This is a genomic window from Pseudomonas sp. TH04, from assembly GCF_016651355.1.
GTDB classification, from domain to species: Bacteria; Pseudomonadota; Gammaproteobacteria; order Pseudomonadales; family Pseudomonadaceae; genus Aquipseudomonas; species Aquipseudomonas fluorescens.
The window spans coordinates 3,950,659-3,967,633 of the sequence record NZ_JAEKEA010000001.1 but is presented as its reverse complement, the minus strand read 5'-3'; the positions used below and the strand labels follow the sequence as shown (position 1 = coordinate 3,967,633).

Here is a 16,975-nt window from a genome sequence, read left to right as displayed (position 1 = left end):
CTTATCTGTCGCTGACCCACTGCTATCGGGCGCACGCCCCCTCCCACATTTGGTTTTGTAGAGGCCTTGAGAGACTCAGCGCCCGCTATTGCGCTCGGCATTGCGGATCGAAACCTGTGTATTCAGCGTCCAGAAGTCATACAGCACACCGATCAGGAACAACCCACCGGTCAGCAGGTAGATCAGGCCGGTGATCCATTTGCCCTGGTACATACGGTGCAGGCCGAACACCCCCAGGAACGCTAACAGTACCCAGGCCACGTTGTATTCGATGGGCCCGGCGGTAAAACGCAGGTCCGCTTCACGGTCCATGGCCGGGATCAGGAACAAGTCGATCAGCCACCCGATACCGAACAGGCCGAAGGTGAAAAACCAGATTGTCCCGGTCACGGGCTTGCCGTAATAGAAGCGATGCGCCCCGGTAAAACCGAAAATCCAGAGCAGGTAGCCAATCACCTTGCTGTGGGTGTCCTGCTGCATCACATCCTGTCGATAGGTGTTCATGGAGTACCTCTTTTGCCTCGATAGATAAATTTTTTCATTTTCTTTGTGACTTTTTTACGGGCGCCCGACGCACGGCAAATGGTATCTTCCCTCCCGCAAAGCCTTATGCCACCTGACCTCTGTAGGACAATAGCGGCAATTCGTCGCGTTTTTCCTGAATTTGACCCCAGGGTTCAGTCGACAAACGGCCTTAGAACGACACAAAAAGCTGTTATAAAGTTGCGCGCAAACCATTAAGAGCCACGCCTAATGCGACCATTTTTCAAGACATGGCTAACCATTTGCCTATTAATGCCACTGGCCGCCCACGCCACCAATCGTGAGCAACGTCTTCCTAACGTTAACGGTTTCACCCCTAAAGTTCACAGCACACCCAGCACTGCCAAGTCGGTAAAGCTGACCGTCAACCGCCCGACTCAAGTGAGCAAGGCCCACGGTAAAGCCATTCATACCCAACTGGCCGGCAACACCAAGCAAAGCAGCAATGTCCTCAGCCGCGCCGTTAATGTGCTCGGTACCCCTTATCGTTGGGGCGGCAGCAGCCCAAGTAAAGGGTTCGACTGCAGTGGCTTGGTGAAATATGCGTTTAACGACGTAAAAGCGGTGGATTTGCCTCGCACTTCCAACGCCATGGCCGCTGGCCACGGGCTGAAGGTTGATCGCAAGGACCTGAAACCGGGTGACCTGCTGTTCTTCAAACTGAAGAGCCGCCAGGTCAACCACGTTGCCATTTACCTGGGCAACGACCGCTTTATCCACGCGCCGCGTCGTGGCAAGTCGGTGAGCATCGATACGCTGAAGAAGCCGTTCTGGGACAAGAACTACGTGATTGCCAAGCGTGTTCTGCCTAAAGAGCAGAACAACCTGCGGGTTGTGCAGCGCTGATCTCTGGCTGAAATGCGGTAAAACATGTGGGAGCGGGCTTGCTCGCGAAGGCGCAGTGTCAGTCACCATCTTAGGTGACTGATCTACCGCCTTCGCGAGCAAGCCCGCTCCCACAGTTGATTTTCATGGCACACAAGACCTCAGATATCCCCCGGCACCCTCGCCTGCCCCCGCGCTTCCTCCCGGCTGATCAACCCCTCATTGACCAACGCCTTCAAGCTCATATCCAACGTTTTCATGCCCAACGCCCCACCGGTCTGTATCGCGGAGACCATTTGCGCCACCTTGTCTTCACGGATCAAGTTACGGATGGCCGGCGTGCCCAGCATGATCTCGTGAGCCGCCACCCGCCCGCCGCCGATCTTCTTGACCAGCACCTGGGACACCACCGCCTGCAACGACTCCGACAGCATCGTGCGAACCATGGCCTTTTCCCCGGCCGGGAACACATCCACCAGCCTGTCCACGGTCTTTGCTGCCGACGTGGTGTGCACGGTGCCAAACACCAGGTGCCCGGTCTCAGCCGCCGTCAGTGCCAGCCGTATGGTTTCCAGGTCACGCAACTCCCCCACCAGAATGATATCCGGGTCTTCCCGTAGCGCCGAACGCAGCGCCGTGGAAAAACTGTGTGTATCGCGTTGTACCTGCCGCTGGTTGATCAAGGCCATTTTCGGCCTGTGGATAAATTCGATGGGGTCTTCCAGCGTAAGAATGTGCTGGCGCCGGTGCTGATTAAGATGGTCGATCATCGCTGCCAGCGTCGTGGACTTGCCGGACCCGGTTGGCCCGGTCACCAACACCAGGCCGCGCGGAAACCGGGTGATCCGTTGGAACACTTCTCCCAGCCCGAGGCTTTCCAGGCTTTGCACCTCGGTCGCAATGGTGCGAAACACCGCGCCCATGCCGCGCGCCTGCTGGAACACATTCGCCCGGAACCGCGCCACGCCCGGCAGCTCGAAGGCAAAATCCGTTTCAAGAGATGTTTCGAAATCCTTTTCTTGGTACTGGTTGAGCAAAGGGCTCAATAAATCCGCCACTTGCGGGGGCGACAGCGCCGGGCCGTCCAGGGGCCAGACCTCGCCATCCACACGCAGCATCGGCGCCACGCCAGCCGACAAATGCAGGTCAGAGGCGCCACGACGCACGCTGGCCGTCAGCAATTCAGTGATATCCATAGGGCTTTCCATTTCCAGTAGAATGCCGCGGACTCCATATCCACGGGTGCATCTTGAATGTCGACGATAGCAGACAACATTGGCCTGGTTAGCGAGCGGATCCGCGCCGCGGCCCACGCCGTGCAACGTGACGAAAGCAGCATCCACTTGCTGGCCGTGAGCAAGACCAAACCCGCGCAAGCGGTACGCGAAGCCTATGCGGCCGGGATGTGCGATTTTGGCGAAAACTACCTGCAGGAAGCCCTGGGCAAACAGGCCGAATTAAACGACCTGCCCTTGAGTTGGCACTTCATCGGCCCCATTCAATCGAACAAGACTCGTGCGATCGCCGAGAACTTTGCTTGGGTGCATTCCGTGGACCGCCTGAAAATCGCGCAACGCCTGTCTGAACAACGCCCGGCCGACCTGCCGCCGCTGAACATCTGCATCCAGGTCAACGTCAGTGGCGAAGCCAGCAAGTCCGGCTGTACACCCGCCGACCTGCCGGCCCTGGCCGCAGCGATCAGCGCCCTGCCGCGCCTGAAGCTGCGTGGCTTGATGGCGATCCCCGAACCGACTGAAGACCGCGCCGAGCAGGATGTAGCCTTCGCGACAGTACGCGACCTGCAGGCGAGCCTGAACCTGGGCCTGGACACACTTTCCATGGGCATGAGCCACGACCTTGAGTCGGCCATCGCCCAAGGCGCCACCTGGGTGCGGATCGGTACCGCTCTGTTTGGCGCCCGCGACTACGGCCAGCCATCAAATGGCTGACTTTCCTCTGAATAAGGACCTGTCATGAGCAACACGCGTATTGCCTTTATCGGCGCCGGTAACATGGCGGCCAGCCTGATCGGTGGCTTGCGGGCCAAAGGCCTGCAAGCCCAGCACATCCGCGCCAGCGACCCGGGCGCCGACACGCGTGCGCGCGTCAGCGCCGAGCACGGGATCGAAACCTTTGCCGACAACGCCGAAGCCATTCAGGGCGTTGACGTGATCGTGCTGGCAGTGAAACCGCAAGCCATGAAAGCCGTGTGCGAAAGCCTGCGCCCGAGCCTGCAACCGCATCAACTGGTGGTATCGATTGCCGCCGGCATCACCTGCGCCAGCATGAACCACTGGCTCGGTGCCCAGCCAATCGTGCGCTGCATGCCCAACACCCCGGCGCTGCTGCGCCAAGGCGTGAGCGGCCTGTACGCCACATCCCAAGTGAGCGCCCAACAACGTGACCAGGCTCAAGAGCTGCTGTCTGCAGTGGGCATTGCCCTGTGGCTGGAACAGGAACACCAACTGGATGCGGTAACCGCCGTCTCCGGCAGCGGCCCGGCCTACTTCTTCCTGTTGATCGAGGCCATGACCGCCGCTGGCGTGAAACTGGGCTTGCCACATGAAGTCGCGGAGCAACTGGCCGAGCAAACCGCGCTGGGCGCGGCGAAGATGGCCGTCGCCAGCGAGGTGGATGCGGCCGAGCTGCGCCGCCGCGTGACGTCCCCGGGCGGCACCACGCAAGCGGCCATCGAATCGTTCCAGGCCGGAGGTTTTGAAGCCCTGGTGGAAAAAGCACTGGGTGCTGCAGCACATCGTTCGGCTGAAATGGCCGAGCAGCTGGGTAAATAGTCGTCCCCTACTCGCAACTGGATTAGACAGGAAACAAACATGCTCGGAATCAATGACGCTGCCATTTTCATCATCCAGACCTTGGGCAGCCTGTACCTGCTGATCGTGCTGATGCGTTTTATCCTGCAACTGGTGCGGGCGAACTTCTACAACCCGCTGTGCCAGTTCGTGGTGAAGGCCACTCAACCGCTGCTCAAGCCCCTGCGCCGAGTGATCCCGAGCCTGTTCGGCCTGGACATGTCGTCGCTGGTGCTGGCGCTGTTGCTGCAGATTTTGCTGTTTGTGGTGATCCTGATGCTCAACGGCTACCAGGCCTTCACCGTGCTGCTGTTGCCATGGGGCCTGATCGGGATCTTCTCGCTGTTTTTGAAGATCATCTTCTGGTCGATGATCATCAGCGTGATCCTGTCGTGGGTCGCACCCGGCAGCCGCAGCCCAGGTGCTGAGCTGGTTGCCCAGATTACCGAGCCCGTGCTGGCACCGTTCCGTCGGTTGATACCCAACCTGGGCGGCCTGGATATCTCGCCGATCTTCGCGTTCATCGCGATCCAGCTGCTGCAAAGCTGGGTGATTCCGCGCCTGGCCTACTACGCGTTCATGCCGAAAGAACTGTTTGGCCTGATCTGAGTGCGCTAAAAAATCTGCGAGGGGGCTTGCTCCCGATAGCGGTGGGTCAGTCAAACAGATGTCGACTGCCACGCCGTCATCGGGAGCAAGCCCCCTCCCACATTTGTATCTTTGTACGGGTGCAGGCCTTTGCTTGCCGCTAGGTGCAGCGGTCTTTAGACTTACGCCTCATTTAAACGAGAGCAGGGTCGATGCCAGCTGCCTTCCCCCCCGATTCTGTTGGACTGGTCGTGCCCCAATTGGCGCACTTCAGCGAACCGCTGGCCTTGGCCTGTGGCCGTTCGCTGCCGGCCTATGACCTGATCTACGAAACCTACGGCCAGTTGAATGCCACGGCGAGCAACGCCGTGCTGATCTGCCACGCCCTGTCCGGCCACCATCACGCCGCCGGTTTCCACAGTGCCGACGAGCGCAAGCCCGGCTGGTGGGACAGTTGCATCGGCCCCGACAAGCCCATCGACACCAACAAGTTCTTTGTGGTCAGCCTCAACAACCTCGGCGGCTGCAACGGCTCCACCGGCCCGAGCAGCCTCAACCCGGAAACCGGCAAGCCGTTCGGCGCGGACTTCCCGGTACTGACCGTGGAAGACTGGGTACACAGCCAGGCCCGCCTCGCCGACCGGCTGGGCATCAAACAATGGGCCGCGGTGATCGGCGGCAGCCTGGGCGGCATGCAGGCGTTGCAGTGGACCATCACCTACCCGGATCGCGTGCGCCATTGCCTGGCAATCGCCTCGGCGCCAAAACTGTCGGCGCAGAACATCGCGTTCAACGAAGTGGCGCGCCAAGCCATCCTCACCGACCCCGAGTTCCACGGGGGTTCGTTCCAGGAAGCAGGCGTGATTCCCAAGCGCGGCTTGATGCTGGCGCGGATGGTCGGGCACATCACGTATCTTTCCGATGACTCCATGGGCGAAAAATTCGGCCGTGGGCTCAAGAGCGAGAAGCTCAACTACGACTTCCACAGCGTCGAGTTCCAGGTGGAAAGCTACCTGCGTTATCAGGGCGAGGAGTTCTCGGGGCGTTTCGACGCCAACACCTACCTGCTGATGACCAAGGCCTTGGATTACTTCGACCCGGCCGCGAACCATGACGACGACCTGGCGAAAACCTTCGAGGGCGCCACGGCCAAGTTCTGCGTGATGTCGTTTACCACCGACTGGCGCTTCTCGCCGGCCCGCTCTCGGGAGTTGGTGGATGCCTTGATGGCCGCCCGCAAAGACGTCTGCTACCTGGAGATCGATGCACCGCAAGGCCACGACGCCTTCCTGATTCCGATCCCGCGTTACCTGCAGGCCTTCAGCAACTACATGAACCGAATAGCACTGTGAGAACGCCATGAGAGCCGACCTGGAAATCATCCAAGACTGGATCCCCGCCGGCAGCCGCGTGCTCGACCTTGGCTGCGGCGATGGCGAACTGCTGAGCTGGCTGCGCGACAACAAGCAAGTCACCGGCTATGGCCTGGAAAACGACCCGGACAACATCGCCCAGTGCGTGGCCAAGGGCATCAACGTGATCGAGCAGGACCTGGACAAGGGCCTGGGCAACTTCGCCAGCAACAGCTTCGATATCGTAGTGATGACCCAAGCCCTGCAAGCGGTGCACTACCCGGACCGTATCCTCGACGAAATGCTGCGTGTAGGCCGCCAGTGCATCATCACCTTCCCCAACTTCGGCCATTGGCGCTGCCGGTGGTACCTGGCCACCAAGGGCCGGATGCCGGTGTCGGACTTCCTGCCGTACACGTGGTACAACACCCCAAACATCCACTTCTGCACATTCGAAGACTTCGAAGCCTTGTGCGGCGAGCGTGAAGCCAAGGTGATCAACCGCCTTGCCGTCGATCAACAGCACCGCCACGGCTGGGCGAGTAAGCTATGGCCCAATCTGTTGGGCGAAATCGGTATCTACCGAGTCAGCAGCCCTGGCCTGACAGACCATCAAATCGCCGTCTAACCATTTTCAAGGAGGACGAACATGAGTCGTTTGGCTATTTTTCTACTCACCGCCTGCCTGGGCACCAGTGCCATGGCAGCCGACGCTATCGACAGCAACCGCCTGAAGGAATTTGGTGATATCACCGTGCGTTACAACACCTTCACATCCACCTTCTTGCAGCCGGAACAGGCCCAGCAACTGGAAGTGGTACGCGACAAAAAGGTCGGCATGATCAACGTGTTCGTGCAAAAGGGCGTGACGCCGATCGATGCCACCGTCACCGGCACGGTCAAAGACCTCGGCGGCAAAAGCGAGATGCTGACGTTCAAGAAGGTCACCGAGAACGGCAGCACCAACTACATCGCCCAATACCCGGTGCCACAGCAGGAAACCAAGATTTTCACCATCAATGTTGAAACCGGCGGCAAGGCTCACGGTTTCAGTTTCAACCAGGAACTGTTCCCGGCGCCATGATGAACCTTACCCAACTGGTACTCGCCAGCCATAACGCAGGCAAACTCAAAGAACTCCAGGCCATGCTCGGTGAGTCCGTGCAACTGCGCTCGATTGGCGAGTTCAGCCAGGTCGAGCCGGAAGAAACCGGCCTGTCGTTTGTCGAGAACGCGATCCTCAAGGCACGCAATGCCGCGCGTATCTCCGGGCTGCCAGCCTTGGCCGATGACTCGGGCCTGGCGGTGGATTACCTCGGCGGCGCCCCTGGCATCTACTCGGCGCGCTATGCCGACGGCAAGGGCGATGCGGCCAACAACGCCAAGCTGCTGGACGCCCTCAAGGAGGTGCCGGACGCGATGCGTGGCGCGCAGTTCGTCTGTGTGCTGGCGCTGGTGCGGCATGCCGATGACCCGCTGCCGATCCTCTGCGAAGGCCTGTGGCACGGGCGCATCCTGCATGCCGCCAGCGGCGAACATGGGTTTGGCTATGACCCGCTGTTCTGGGTGCCGGAGCGCAATGTCTCCAGCGCAGAACTGAGCCCGGTCGACAAGAACCAGATCAGCCACCGCGCCCGCGCAATGGATTTGCTGCGCCAACGCTTGAGCCTGAAATGACCCAGAACACCTCTGCGCAGCCGCTGATCCACGGCGGCGCGCAAACACCTCGGGCGGCCTTGCCGGTGCTGCCGCCCCTGGCGCTGTACATCCACATCCCGTGGTGCGTGCGCAAATGCCCGTATTGCGACTTCAACTCCCACACCGCCAGCAACGTGCTGCCGGAAGAAGAGTATGTGGACGCGCTGCTGGCCGACCTTGATCAAGACCTGCAGGCGGTTTACGGCCGCGAACTGAGTTCGATCTTCTTCGGCGGCGGTACGCCAAGCCTGTTCAGCGCCGCGGCCCTGGGTCGCCTGCTCACAGGCGTGGAAGCGCGCATTGCGTTTGCCGGCGATATCGAAATCACCCTGGAAGCCAACCCCGGGACCTTCGAGCAAGAGAAGTTCGTGGCGTACCGCAAACTGGGGATCAATCGCCTGTCCATCGGCATCCAGAGCTTTCAGCAGGAAAAACTTGAGGCCCTGGGCCGCATCCACAATGGCGATGAAGCCGTACGCGCCGCCGGCATGGCACGCCAGGCCGGGTTCGATAACTTCAACCTGGACCTGATGCACGGCCTGCCCGACCAATCCCTGGACGATGCGCTGAGCGACTTGCGCCAGGCCATCGCACTGAAGCCAACGCACTTGTCCTGGTATCAGCTGACGCTGGAGCCCAACACCGTGTTCTGGAACCAGCCACCCGCGCTGCCGGAAGACGACACGCTGTGGGACATTCAGGAAGCTGGTCAGGCGCTGCTGGCCGAGCACGGTTACGCGCAATATGAAGTGTCGGCGTATGCCCAACCAGGGCGCCCGGCGCGGCATAACCTGAATTACTGGAGCTTCGGCGACTTTATCGGCATCGGCGCAGGCGCCCACGGCAAGCTCAGCCATCCGGACGGGCGCATCGTGCGCACCTGGAAGACCCGAGCGCCGAAGGACTACCTGAACCCGGCCAAAAGCTTCCAGGCTGGCGCGAAAGAATTGACCAATAAAGAACTGCCGTTCGAATTCCTGATGAACGCGTTGCGGCTCACCGAAGGCGTTGAATCCAGGCTGTACGCCGAGCGCACCGGCCTCGACTTGGCCAGCCTCGACGAAGACCGCCGTGAGGCAGAACAAAGTGGCTTAATGCAGGTCGAACCGTCACGCCTGGCGGCGACTGACCGCGGGCAACTCTTTCTCAATGACCTGTTGCAGAAGTTTTTGAGCTGACGCTCTAAGGAAATCGAATGGATTTGGTACTCGACCTGCTCGCCACCGTATCCCGCTGGAGCCGCAGCAACCTCTCGGAAATCTCCCTGGCTCTTGTCGGCTGTTTGCTGGTGCTGTTTGGCGCTGATATCAAAGGCTGGATCGAAGGCCGCCTGGGCAGCATCGCGGGTGCGCTGCGTGTACCGTTGATGGCGTTGGTGTGCATGATCGGCAGCGGCGCGGCATTGCTGTATGCCACACCGTGGATAGTGCGCGGGCTGAGCCAGTTCAATAACTACAGCCTGGCGCCGGTGTTGGTGGTGGTGCTGGTGTTGATTGGCGTTGTGGCAGACCGCCGCTGACCCCAAACCCAACACACAGATACAAATGCGCGAGGGGGCTTGCTCCCGATAGCTGAGTGTCAGTCGACATCAAGAGGACTGATCCACCGCTATCGGGAGCAAGCCCCCTCCCACATTTTTGACTGCATTCCACGCTAATGACGTGTCAGTCGACCTTCTCGAACTTCAAATCCCAAACCCCATGCCCCAGACGCTCGCCGCGGCGTTCGAACTTGGTGATCGGGCGCTCGGCCGGGCGTGGCACGCATTTGCCGTCTTCGGCCAGGTTGCGATAGCCAGGCGCTACGTCCATCACTTCCAGCATGTATTCCGCGTACGGTTCCCAGTCGGTGGCCATGTGCAGGATGCCGCCCACTTTCAGCTTGCTGCGTACCAGTTCGGCAAACGAAGCCTGGACGATGCGACGCTTGTGGTGGCGGGACTTGTGCCACGGGTCCGGGAAAAACAGCATCAGGCGGTCGAGGCTGTTGTCGACGATGCAGCGGTTGAGCACTTCGATCGCGTCGCAGTCGTAGACCCGCAGGTTGGTCAGGCCTTGGGTCAGCACGCCGTTAAGCAGCGCGCCGACACCCGGGCGGTGTACTTCGACACCGATGAAGTCCTGTTCCGGCGCGGCTGCGGCCATTTCCAGCAGGGAGTGGCCCATGCCGAAGCCGATTTCCAGGGAGCGTGGGGCCGAACGACCGAATACCTGGTCGTAGTCCACCGGCGCGTCAGCCAATGGCAGTACGAACAGCGGCGTACCTTGTTCCAGGCCCTTTTGCTGGCCTTCGGTCATGCGACCGGCGCGCATCACAAAACTCTTGATGCGGCGGTGCTTGGACTCGTCGCCTTCTTCCACGGTGTTCGGCGTTTCGTTTGATTCAGTCATCAATGGCTCTTACTTGATCAGACCATCCAGCGGCGAGGAAGCGCTGGCGTAAAGTTTTTTCGGCATGCGCCCGGCGAGATAGGCCAGGCGACCGGCGACGATTGCGTGTTGCATGGCTTGGGCCATCATGACCGGCTGCTGGGCATGGGCGATAGCCGAGTTCATCAGCACCGCATCGCAGCCCAGCTCCATGGCGATGGTGGCGTCGGAGGCAGTGCCCACGCCCGCGTCCACCAGCACAGGGATCTTGGCTTCTTCGAGGATGATCTGCAGGTTGTAAGGGTTGCAGATACCCAACCCGGAACCGATCAGACCGGCCAGCGGCATCACCGCGATGCAGCCGATTTCCGCCAATTGACGGGCAATAATCGGGTCATCACTGGTGTAGACCATGACGTCAAAGCCTTCCTTGACCAGCGTTTCGGCGGCCTTGAGGGTTTCGATTACGTTGGGGAACAGGGTTTTCTGGTCGGCCAACACTTCCAGCTTCACCAGGTTGTGGCCGTCGAGCAGCTCACGGGCCAGGCGGCAGGTGCGCACGGCTTCGATGGCGTCGTAGCAACCGGCAGTGTTCGGCAGGAAAGTGTAGCGATCCGGCGACAGCACTTGGAGCAGGTTCGGCTCCCCTTCGATCTGGCCAAGGTTGGTGCGGCGCACGGCAAAGGTGACGATCTCTGCACCCGAGGCTTCGATGGCCAGGCGGGTTTCTTCCATGTCGCGGTACTTGCCGGTGCCGACCAGCAAACGGGACTGGTAGGTACGACCGGCCAGGACGAAGGGCTTGTCGCTACGAACGATGCTCATGGGAAATCCTCGAAATGGGGTGAGGTTCTGCAGAATTCGGGATGGCGCCGTTGAGCGCCGAACGGCTAACCGCCGCCGATGGCGTGAACCACTTCGACCTGGTCGCCTTCGGTGAGCGCGGTGTCGGCGTGCTGGCTACGCGGGACGATATCCAGGTTGAGCTCCACTGCGACGCGACGCCCGGTCAAGTCCAGACGGGTCAGCAGGGCCGCAACGGTTTCACCGTCGGGCAGTTCAAAGGATTCGCCGTTCAACTGAATGCGCATGCCACGGGCCGCCATCGTTTTTAGGGGCCAGCATTCTAGCCCGATTGGCATTGCTGGCCCAAGCCCCTCGGTCAGATGACCTGCAGGCGCCACGCGGTCAAGCCGAGGAAGAACCAGCCCAACAGGAACGCCAGCCCACCGAACGGGGTGATGATGCCAAGCTTGCTGATGCCGGTCAGGGTCAGCGCATACAAGCTGCCGGAGAACAGCAGGATACCCACGGCAAAGGAGATGCCCGCCCAGCTGACCAGTCGGCCCGGAATATGCGCTGCCAGCAATGCGACGCCGAACAACGCCAGGGCATGTACCAGTTGGTAGGTCACGCCGGTGTGGAAGATCGCCAGGTATTCGGCGCTCAGGCGGTTTTTCAGGCCGTGGGCGGCAAAGGCCCCGAGGGCGACACCGGTAAAGCCGAAAAAGGCAGCCAGCATCAGAAAGCTACGCAGCATGAGGAACTCCAGTCAGACTCAAAGGGCGGTGTCTGTATAATGGCCCGCTCAACGGGTTCGGCCAAGCCATCTCTATGCTGCGTCTCCTCTTCAAACGTTTTCTCAAAGTCGTGAAATGGTTTGCCATCGGCAGTGTGCTGCTGGTGCTGCTGTTTCGTGTCGTCCCGCCACCGTTCACCGCGCTGATGGTAGAGCGCAAGGTCGAGTCCTGGGTCGACGGCGAACCGATTGACCTGCAACGCACGTGGGTGGCGTGGGATGAAATCTCCGACGACCTTAAGGTGGCGGTGATGGCCGGCGAAGATCAGCGTTTTCCCCAGCATTGGGGTTTTGACTTTGGCGCGATTCAGGCGGCACTGGCGCACAACGAGCGCGGCGGTTCGATTCGCGGCGCCAGCACCTTGAGTCAGCAAGTGTCGAAAAACCTGTTTCTGTGGACCGGCCGCAGTTATGTGCGCAAAGGCCTGGAGGCCTGGTTTACCGGATTGATCGAGGTGTTATGGCCAAAGCAGCGGATTCTTGAGGTGTACCTCAACAGCGTGGAATGGGATGAAGGCGTGTTTGGCGCGGAAGCTGCGGCGCGGCACCATTTTGGGGTGAGCGCGAAGGCGCTTTCCCGCCAGCAGGCCAGTTATCTGGCGGCGGTGCTGCCCAACCCTCGAGTGTGGAGCGCCAGCCATCCGACGGCCTATGTGGCGCGGCGCGCAGCGTGGATTCGCCAGCAGATGAGCCAGTTGGGTGGGGATGGTTACTTGGTGGAATTGAATAACTCCCGCAAAGCCCCGTGGTCCGACTGACACACTGCACTACCCATGTGGGAGCTGGCTTGCCTGCGATAGCGGTGGGTCAAACTACCCATGTGTTAGCTGATACTGCCTCATCGCAGGCAAGCCAGCTCCCACAGTGGACCGAGTTGAGCTTGAGATTTTCGACTGCAAACAAAAATGCCCCTATCTTTCGATCGGGGCATTTTTTTGTCTTATCGCAGCGTTTTAAGCGGCGATCGACAACTTCAGCTTGTTCATCGCGCTTTTCTCAAGCTGACGAATGCGCTCGGCCGACACGTTGTACTTCTGTGCCAGGTCGTGCAGCGTGGCTTTTTCTTCCGCCAGCCAACGCTGGTAGAGGATGTCACGGCTGCGGTCGTCCAACACTTCCAGCGCTTCGTGCAGGTTGTGGTTGGAGTTGTCGCTCCAGTCGGCGTCTTCCAGTTGACGCGCCGGGTCGTACCGGTGGTCTTCCAGGTAGTTGGCCGGCGATTGGAATGCGCTGTCGTCATCCGCTTCGGCGGCTGGGTCGAAGGCCATGTCATGGCCGGTCAGGCGGCTTTCCATCTCGCGCACTTCACGCGGCTCCACACCGAGGCTTTCGGCCACGCGGTGGACTTCTTCGTTGTTCAGCCACGCCAGGCGCTTCTTCTGGCTGCGCAGGTTGAAAAACAGTTTGCGCTGGGCCTTGGTGGTCGCGACTTTCACGATCCGCCAGTTGCGCAGGATGAACTCGTGGATTTCCGCCTTGATCCAGTGCACAGCAAACGACACCAGGCGCACACCCATTTCCGGGTTGAAGCGCTTTACAGCCTTCATCAGGCCGACGTTGCCTTCCTGAATCAGGTCAGCCTGGGCCAGACCGTAGCCGCTATAGCTACGGGCGATATGTACGACAAAACGCAGGTGGGCGAGCACCATCTGCCGAGCCGCCCCCAAATCCTGCTCATAGTAGAGACTCTCGGCCAGTTCACGCTCCTGCTCCGGTGTCAGCAATGGAATGCTGTTGACCGTGTGCACATAGGCCTCCAGGTTCGCACCCGGGACCAAAGCATAAGCAGGTTGCAAAGAAGTGGTCATACGAAAAAACCTCCGACTCACATAACTCGTGCAGTTCAGCACTGCGAAAATTGACCGGGAACCGTAGGACAAGTTCCCTAAACCACCAATACGGTCAATACAAACGAAACCACATTAATCTGACATTAACTACTTCGGCGCCAGCTCACGTAAATGACGAGCGACTGCAATCCACGCACCGATATACCCCAACAATACCGCGCCAAGCAAGAGTGACAGCCCATCGGCGACCGGCACGCCAGCCAAGGCGAAATCGCTGCCATACAAGCCGGCAAGCCCGACTACCGCGTCGTTCAGCCAATCAAGGCCAAACGCCAGCACGCCCCATGACAAAATCCCCGCACCAAAGCCATAAAGCGCGCCCATGTACAGAAATGGACGACGCACATAGCTGTCTGTGCCGCCGACCAGTTTAATCACTTCTATCTCGGTGCGACGGTTTTCAATATGAAGACGAATGGTATTACCTATCACCAAAAGTAATGCAGACACCAACAACACCGTCAGGCCAAACACAAAGCGGTCGCCCAGCTTGAGGATCGCGGCCAGGCGCTCCACCCAGACTAGATCAAGTTGTGCCTGTTGCACCTTGGGCATCTCTGCGAGTTTTTGCCGCAGGGCTTCAAGGGCCGGCTTGTCGACTTCATTCGGCGTTACCAGCACCACGCCTGGCAGCGGGTTCTGCGGCAATTCCTTGAGCGCCTCGCCCAGGCCGGATTGCTGCTGAAACTCCTCAAGGGCCTGGTCGCGGCTGATGTACTCGGCATCCGCAACACCCGGCAGGTGCTTGATGTCATCGCGCAAACTCTCGCCTTCCTTGGTACTGGCGTCGAGGTTCAAGTACAGCGAAATCTGCGCCGCGCGCTGCCAGGACCCGCCCAGGCGCTCGACGTTATTAAGCAGCAGCGACAACCCCATCGGCAGGCTCAGGGCCACAGCCATCACCAGGCAGGTGAAAAAGCTGCCAATCGGCTGTTTGCCCAGGCGGCGCAGGCTGTCGAGCAGGCTGGCGCGATGGCTTTCGATCCAGGCGCGCAGCAGCGTGCCGAAATCCGGGCCATCGTCATCGTCGCGTTTTTTCTTCTGCGGTTGCGGGTCGGCGGCTTTGGGCGCCACGCGCTCGGAAACTTTAGGGCTGCGTGTCGCACTCATACGCCGGCCTCCCCGTCACCGATCAGGCGGCCACGTTGCAGAGTGAGCATGCGGTGGCGCATACGGGCGATCAGGGCCAGGTCGTGACTGGCGATCAGCACGCTGGTGCCCAGACGGTTGATGTCTTCGAACACGCCCATGATCTCGGCCGCCAGGCGCGGGTCGAGGTTACCGGTGGGTTCGTCCGCCAGCAGCAAGGCCGGGCGGTGGACAATGGCGCGCGCGATACCGACGCGTTGTTGCTGGCCGGTGGACAGGTCGCCCGGGTACAGGTCGGTCTTGTCCGACAGCGCCACACGCTCCAGTGCCGAATCCACGCGCTTGACGATCTCAGCCTTGGACAGCCCGAGGATCTGCAACGGCAAGGCAATGTTGTTGAACACCGTACGATCAAACAGCAACTGATGGTTCTGGAACACCACACCGATCTGACGGCGCAGGAAAGGAATCTGCGCATTGCTGATGGTGGCCAGGTCCTGGCCCGCCAGCAGCAACTTGCCGGTAGTAGGACGCTCCATCGCCAGCAACAGGCGTAACAATGTACTTTTGCCGGCACCCGAGTGGCCGGTCACAAACAAGAACTCGCCGCGACGCACTCGAAAGCTCAGCTCATGCAAGCCCACATGCCCGTTGGCGTAGCGTTTACCGACCTGTTCGAATCGAATCATGGACGCTCCCGCTCGGCGAAAAGTGCCTGTACAAAGGGTTCGGCTTCAAAGGTGCGCAGGTCATCGATGCCTTCACCGACGCCGATATAACGAATCGGCAAGCCGAACTGTTTAGCCAGGGCGAAGATCACGCCGCCCTTGGCCGTGCCGTCGAGCTTAGTCAATGCCAGGCCGGTCAGTTGCACCGTCTGGTTGAATTGTTTGGCCTGGCTGATGGCGTTCTGGCCTGTGCCGGCATCGAGCACCAGCAACACTTCGTGTGGCGCTTCGCCGTCGAGCTTGCCGATGACACGGCGCACTTTCTTCAGCTCTTCCATCAAATTGTCCTTGGTGTGCAGGCGACCGGCGGTATCGGCGATCAACACATCAATATTGCGGGCCTTGGCAGCCTGCACCGCATCGAAAATCACCGAGGCGGAGTCGGCGCCGGTGTGCTGGGCGATGACTGGAATCTTGTTGCGCTCACCCCAGACTTGCAGCTGCTCCACGGCAGCAGCGCGGAAGGTGTCGCCGGCGGCAAGCATGACCTTCTTGCCTTCCGACTGCAGCTTCTTGGCCAGCTTGCCGATGGTGGTGGTTTTGCCGGCACCGTTGACGCCGACCACCAGAATTACGAACGGCTTCTTCGGGGTGATGACCAGTGGCGCTTCCACAGGTTTGAGCATCGCGGCCAGCTCGGCCTGCAGGGATTTATAGAGCGCATCGGCGTCGGTCAACTGCTTGCGCGCGACCTTCTGGGTCAGGCTCTGGATGATCACCGCAGTGGCTTCGACGCCTACGTCGGCGGTCAGCAGGCGGGTTTCGATGTCTTCCAGCAGCTCATCATCAATAACCTTCTTGCCCAGGAACAGGCTGGCCATGCCTTCGCCAATGCTGGCGCTGGTCTTGCTCAGGCCTTGCTTGAGGCGGGCGAAGAAACCGGTTTTGCTGGTTTCGGCAGGCACGACGACCGGCTCCGGTGCGACCGGCGGCTCGATAACGGCAGGCGCGGCAACCACCACAGGTGCCGGCGCGAGCTCCACAACCACCGGCGCAGGCGTTTCGATCACTGGCGGCGCTTCGACCACAACCGCCACCGGCTCAACCACGACCGGAATCGGCGGCGTCACGTGCTCAGCCTGCACGTCTTCAACCAGTGCCACAGGCTCTTCGGCCACCGGCAGTTCCAGCCACGGCATGTGCTCTGGCGCTGGCTCAACCTGTGCCGCTGGCTGCAATACGGGCTCAGCCATCGGCAACACCACCGGCGCCGGGGTTTCAGCGACCGGTTCGGCTTCTAATACAGGCTCTGGGATAGGCTCAGGTTGAACCTGTGACTGTTCGACGACGGTTTCCTGCGGCTTTTTGCGCAGCCATCCGAACAGGCCTTTTTTCTCGCCAGCCGCAGCTGGGCTCTTCTTGTCGTCGTTGGAACCAAACATGGAGGACGGCTATCTCAAAGTAGCGATGCGCCAGGGCGCCTCGGTAAATAAATTCGATGCAGAACAGACTGCGTTAACGCTCGCTTGTTCATGCGCAACATTTTGTAAGGCGTAAATAAAGGCCTCAACAAATCGTTTCAATAAAGGACTGAAGCGATAAAA

The 16,975-nt window shown here is 60.2% G+C and carries 21 protein-coding genes; 11 read left to right on the top strand and 10 right to left on the bottom strand.

Features of this window, described 5'->3' with window-relative positions; genetic code table 11:
• Positions 1-75: 75 nt before the first annotated feature.
• The gene (locus JFT85_RS17765) at positions 76-504 is read right to left on the bottom strand and encodes an NINE protein (RefSeq protein ID WP_053258476.1); all 429 of its coding nucleotides are present in this window, start codon (positions 502-504) and stop codon (positions 76-78) included.
• A 249-nt stretch (positions 505-753) separates the two neighbouring features.
• Between JFT85_RS17765 and JFT85_RS17760 the strand changes: the two genes are divergently transcribed.
• The gene (locus JFT85_RS17760) at positions 754-1,389 is read left to right on the top strand and encodes a C40 family peptidase (protein ID WP_053258477.1); all 636 of its coding nucleotides are present in this window, start codon (positions 754-756) and stop codon (positions 1,387-1,389) included.
• 140 nt (positions 1,390-1,529) lie between these two features.
• On the opposite strand, the gene JFT85_RS17755 is transcribed toward JFT85_RS17760, so the two are convergent.
• Positions 1,530-2,564, bottom strand: coding sequence for a type IV pilus twitching motility protein PilT (locus JFT85_RS17755; RefSeq protein ID WP_201230230.1), 1,035 nt, complete (start codon positions 2,562-2,564; stop codon positions 1,530-1,532).
• A gap of 57 nt (positions 2,565-2,621) precedes the next feature.
• Here JFT85_RS17755 and JFT85_RS17750 point away from each other — a divergent pair, with 57 nt between their 5' ends.
• The 9 genes from JFT85_RS17750 (at position 2,622) to JFT85_RS17710 (ending at position 9,335) form a co-directional block, all read left to right on the top strand.
• Entirely contained in the window at positions 2,622-3,317 is a 696-nt protein-coding gene (locus tag JFT85_RS17750) for a YggS family pyridoxal phosphate-dependent enzyme (RefSeq protein WP_201230229.1), read from the top strand.
• 24 nt (positions 3,318-3,341) lie between these two features.
• Positions 3,342-4,160 (top strand): pyrroline-5-carboxylate reductase, encoded by an 819-nt coding sequence (gene proC / locus JFT85_RS17745; protein WP_069552289.1) that lies wholly within the window; start codon positions 3,342-3,344, stop codon positions 4,158-4,160.
• Positions 4,161-4,199: 39 nt separating this feature from the next.
• On the top strand, positions 4,200-4,787 hold the full coding sequence (locus JFT85_RS17740; protein WP_053258481.1) for a YggT family protein: 588 nt from the start codon (positions 4,200-4,202) through the stop codon (positions 4,785-4,787).
• Positions 4,788-4,978: 191 nt separating this feature from the next.
• Positions 4,979-6,118, top strand: coding sequence for a homoserine O-succinyltransferase MetX (gene metX / locus JFT85_RS17735; protein ID WP_078827472.1), 1,140 nt, complete (start codon positions 4,979-4,981; stop codon positions 6,116-6,118).
• A 7-nt stretch (positions 6,119-6,125) separates the two neighbouring features.
• Positions 6,126-6,746 carry a methionine biosynthesis protein MetW gene (gene metW / locus JFT85_RS17730; RefSeq protein ID WP_003213768.1) on the top strand — a complete coding sequence of 207 codons (621 nt, stop codon included), beginning with the start codon at positions 6,126-6,128 and terminating at the stop codon, positions 6,744-6,746.
• A gap of 21 nt (positions 6,747-6,767) precedes the next feature.
• Positions 6,768-7,202 (top strand): DUF4426 domain-containing protein, encoded by a 435-nt coding sequence (locus tag JFT85_RS17725; protein WP_053258483.1) that lies wholly within the window; start codon positions 6,768-6,770, stop codon positions 7,200-7,202.
• Positions 7,199-7,795 (top strand): RdgB/HAM1 family non-canonical purine NTP pyrophosphatase, encoded by a 597-nt coding sequence (gene rdgB / locus JFT85_RS17720; RefSeq protein WP_201230228.1) that lies wholly within the window; start codon positions 7,199-7,201, stop codon positions 7,793-7,795. The genes JFT85_RS17725 and rdgB overlap by 4 nt, the downstream gene beginning before the upstream one ends.
• Positions 7,792-8,994, top strand: a complete 1,203-nt coding sequence (gene hemW, locus JFT85_RS17715) for a radical SAM family heme chaperone HemW (RefSeq protein WP_242486542.1) — start codon at positions 7,792-7,794, stop codon at positions 8,992-8,994. The genes rdgB and hemW overlap by 4 nt, the downstream gene beginning before the upstream one ends.
• Positions 8,995-9,011: 17 nt before the next feature.
• Positions 9,012-9,335, top strand: coding sequence for a DUF3392 domain-containing protein (locus JFT85_RS17710; RefSeq protein ID WP_017139459.1), 324 nt, complete (start codon positions 9,012-9,014; stop codon positions 9,333-9,335).
• 145 nt (positions 9,336-9,480) lie between these two features.
• Here JFT85_RS17710 and trmB read toward each other — a convergent pair whose 3' ends face one another.
• The 4 genes from trmB to JFT85_RS17690 all read right to left on the bottom strand — a co-directional run bounded on the left by trmB (position 9,481) and on the right by JFT85_RS17690 (position 11,725).
• Positions 9,481-10,206 carry a tRNA (guanosine(46)-N7)-methyltransferase TrmB gene (trmB, locus tag JFT85_RS17705; protein ID WP_201230226.1) on the bottom strand — a complete coding sequence of 242 codons (726 nt, stop codon included), beginning with the start codon at positions 10,204-10,206 and terminating at the stop codon, positions 9,481-9,483.
• A 9-nt stretch (positions 10,207-10,215) separates the two neighbouring features.
• Positions 10,216-11,010 (bottom strand): thiazole synthase, encoded by a 795-nt coding sequence (locus JFT85_RS17700; protein WP_053258486.1) that lies wholly within the window; start codon positions 11,008-11,010, stop codon positions 10,216-10,218.
• A gap of 65 nt (positions 11,011-11,075) precedes the next feature.
• Positions 11,076-11,276: a sulfur carrier protein ThiS gene (gene thiS, locus JFT85_RS17695; RefSeq protein ID WP_053258809.1), complete on the bottom strand. Its 201-nt coding sequence runs from the start codon at positions 11,274-11,276 to the stop codon at positions 11,076-11,078.
• A 71-nt stretch (positions 11,277-11,347) separates the two neighbouring features.
• On the bottom strand, positions 11,348-11,725 hold the full coding sequence (locus JFT85_RS17690) for a DUF423 domain-containing protein (RefSeq protein WP_053258487.1): 378 nt from the start codon (positions 11,723-11,725) through the stop codon (positions 11,348-11,350).
• Positions 11,726-11,799: 74 nt separating this feature from the next.
• Between JFT85_RS17690 and mtgA the strand changes: the two genes are divergently transcribed.
• Positions 11,800-12,522, top strand: coding sequence for a monofunctional biosynthetic peptidoglycan transglycosylase (gene mtgA / locus JFT85_RS17685; RefSeq protein ID WP_053258488.1), 723 nt, complete (start codon positions 11,800-11,802; stop codon positions 12,520-12,522).
• A gap of 195 nt (positions 12,523-12,717) precedes the next feature.
• Here mtgA and rpoH read toward each other — a convergent pair whose 3' ends face one another.
• The 4 genes from rpoH to ftsY form a co-directional block, all read right to left on the bottom strand.
• Positions 12,718-13,572 (bottom strand): RNA polymerase sigma factor RpoH, encoded by an 855-nt coding sequence (rpoH, locus tag JFT85_RS17680; RefSeq protein WP_003176698.1) that lies wholly within the window; start codon positions 13,570-13,572, stop codon positions 12,718-12,720.
• 129 nt (positions 13,573-13,701) lie between these two features.
• Complete coding sequence (gene ftsX / locus JFT85_RS17675) at positions 13,702-14,724, bottom strand: permease-like cell division protein FtsX (protein WP_053258489.1); 1,023 nt, start codon at positions 14,722-14,724, stop codon at positions 13,702-13,704.
• Complete coding sequence (ftsE, locus tag JFT85_RS17670) at positions 14,721-15,392, bottom strand: cell division ATP-binding protein FtsE (RefSeq protein ID WP_003213784.1); 672 nt, start codon at positions 15,390-15,392, stop codon at positions 14,721-14,723. Before ftsE ends, ftsX begins: the two co-directional genes overlap by 4 nt.
• The gene (gene ftsY / locus JFT85_RS17665) at positions 15,389-16,813 is read right to left on the bottom strand and encodes a signal recognition particle-docking protein FtsY (protein WP_201230225.1); all 1,425 of its coding nucleotides are present in this window, start codon (positions 16,811-16,813) and stop codon (positions 15,389-15,391) included. The genes ftsE and ftsY overlap by 4 nt, the downstream gene beginning before the upstream one ends.
• Positions 16,814-16,975 lie beyond the last annotated feature (162 nt).

Excerpts from the sequence above, each read along its gene's own strand:
- JFT85_RS17760 (WP_053258477.1), top strand. The coding sequence starts at position 754 with ATGCGACCATTTTTCAAGACATGGCTAACCATTTGCCTATTAATGCCA.
- metW (WP_003213768.1), top strand. The coding sequence starts at position 6,126 with ATGAGAGCCGACCTGGAAATCATCCAAGACTGGATCCCCGCCGGCAGC.
- trmB (WP_201230226.1), bottom strand. The coding sequence starts at position 10,206 with ATGACTGAATCAAACGAAACGCCGAACACCGTGGAAGAAGGCGACGAG.
- metX (WP_078827472.1), top strand. The coding sequence starts at position 4,979 with ATGCCAGCTGCCTTCCCCCCCGATTCTGTTGGACTGGTCGTGCCCCAA.
- rpoH (WP_003176698.1), bottom strand. The coding sequence starts at position 13,572 with ATGACCACTTCTTTGCAACCTGCTTATGCTTTGGTCCCGGGTGCGAAC.
- JFT85_RS17710 (WP_017139459.1), top strand. The coding sequence starts at position 9,012 with ATGGATTTGGTACTCGACCTGCTCGCCACCGTATCCCGCTGGAGCCGC.
- JFT85_RS17740 (WP_053258481.1), top strand. The coding sequence starts at position 4,200 with ATGCTCGGAATCAATGACGCTGCCATTTTCATCATCCAGACCTTGGGC.
- mtgA (WP_053258488.1), top strand. The coding sequence starts at position 11,800 with ATGCTGCGTCTCCTCTTCAAACGTTTTCTCAAAGTCGTGAAATGGTTT.
- ftsY (WP_201230225.1), bottom strand. The coding sequence starts at position 16,813 with ATGTTTGGTTCCAACGACGACAAGAAGAGCCCAGCTGCGGCTGGCGAG.
- JFT85_RS17750 (WP_201230229.1), top strand. The coding sequence starts at position 2,622 with ATGTCGACGATAGCAGACAACATTGGCCTGGTTAGCGAGCGGATCCGC.
- JFT85_RS17700 (WP_053258486.1), bottom strand. The coding sequence starts at position 11,010 with ATGAGCATCGTTCGTAGCGACAAGCCCTTCGTCCTGGCCGGTCGTACC.
- thiS (WP_053258809.1), bottom strand. The coding sequence starts at position 11,276 with ATGCGCATTCAGTTGAACGGCGAATCCTTTGAACTGCCCGACGGTGAA.
- hemW (WP_242486542.1), top strand. The coding sequence starts at position 7,792 with ATGACCCAGAACACCTCTGCGCAGCCGCTGATCCACGGCGGCGCGCAA.
- ftsE (WP_003213784.1), bottom strand. The coding sequence starts at position 15,392 with ATGATTCGATTCGAACAGGTCGGTAAACGCTACGCCAACGGGCATGTG.
- JFT85_RS17690 (WP_053258487.1), bottom strand. The coding sequence starts at position 11,725 with ATGCTGCGTAGCTTTCTGATGCTGGCTGCCTTTTTCGGCTTTACCGGT.
- JFT85_RS17725 (WP_053258483.1), top strand. The coding sequence starts at position 6,768 with ATGAGTCGTTTGGCTATTTTTCTACTCACCGCCTGCCTGGGCACCAGT.
- rdgB (WP_201230228.1), top strand. The coding sequence starts at position 7,199 with ATGATGAACCTTACCCAACTGGTACTCGCCAGCCATAACGCAGGCAAA.
- ftsX (WP_053258489.1), bottom strand. The coding sequence starts at position 14,724 with ATGAGTGCGACACGCAGCCCTAAAGTTTCCGAGCGCGTGGCGCCCAAA.
- JFT85_RS17765 (WP_053258476.1), bottom strand. The coding sequence starts at position 504 with ATGAACACCTATCGACAGGATGTGATGCAGCAGGACACCCACAGCAAG.
- proC (WP_069552289.1), top strand. The coding sequence starts at position 3,342 with ATGAGCAACACGCGTATTGCCTTTATCGGCGCCGGTAACATGGCGGCC.
- JFT85_RS17755 (WP_201230230.1), bottom strand. The coding sequence starts at position 2,564 with ATGGATATCACTGAATTGCTGACGGCCAGCGTGCGTCGTGGCGCCTCT.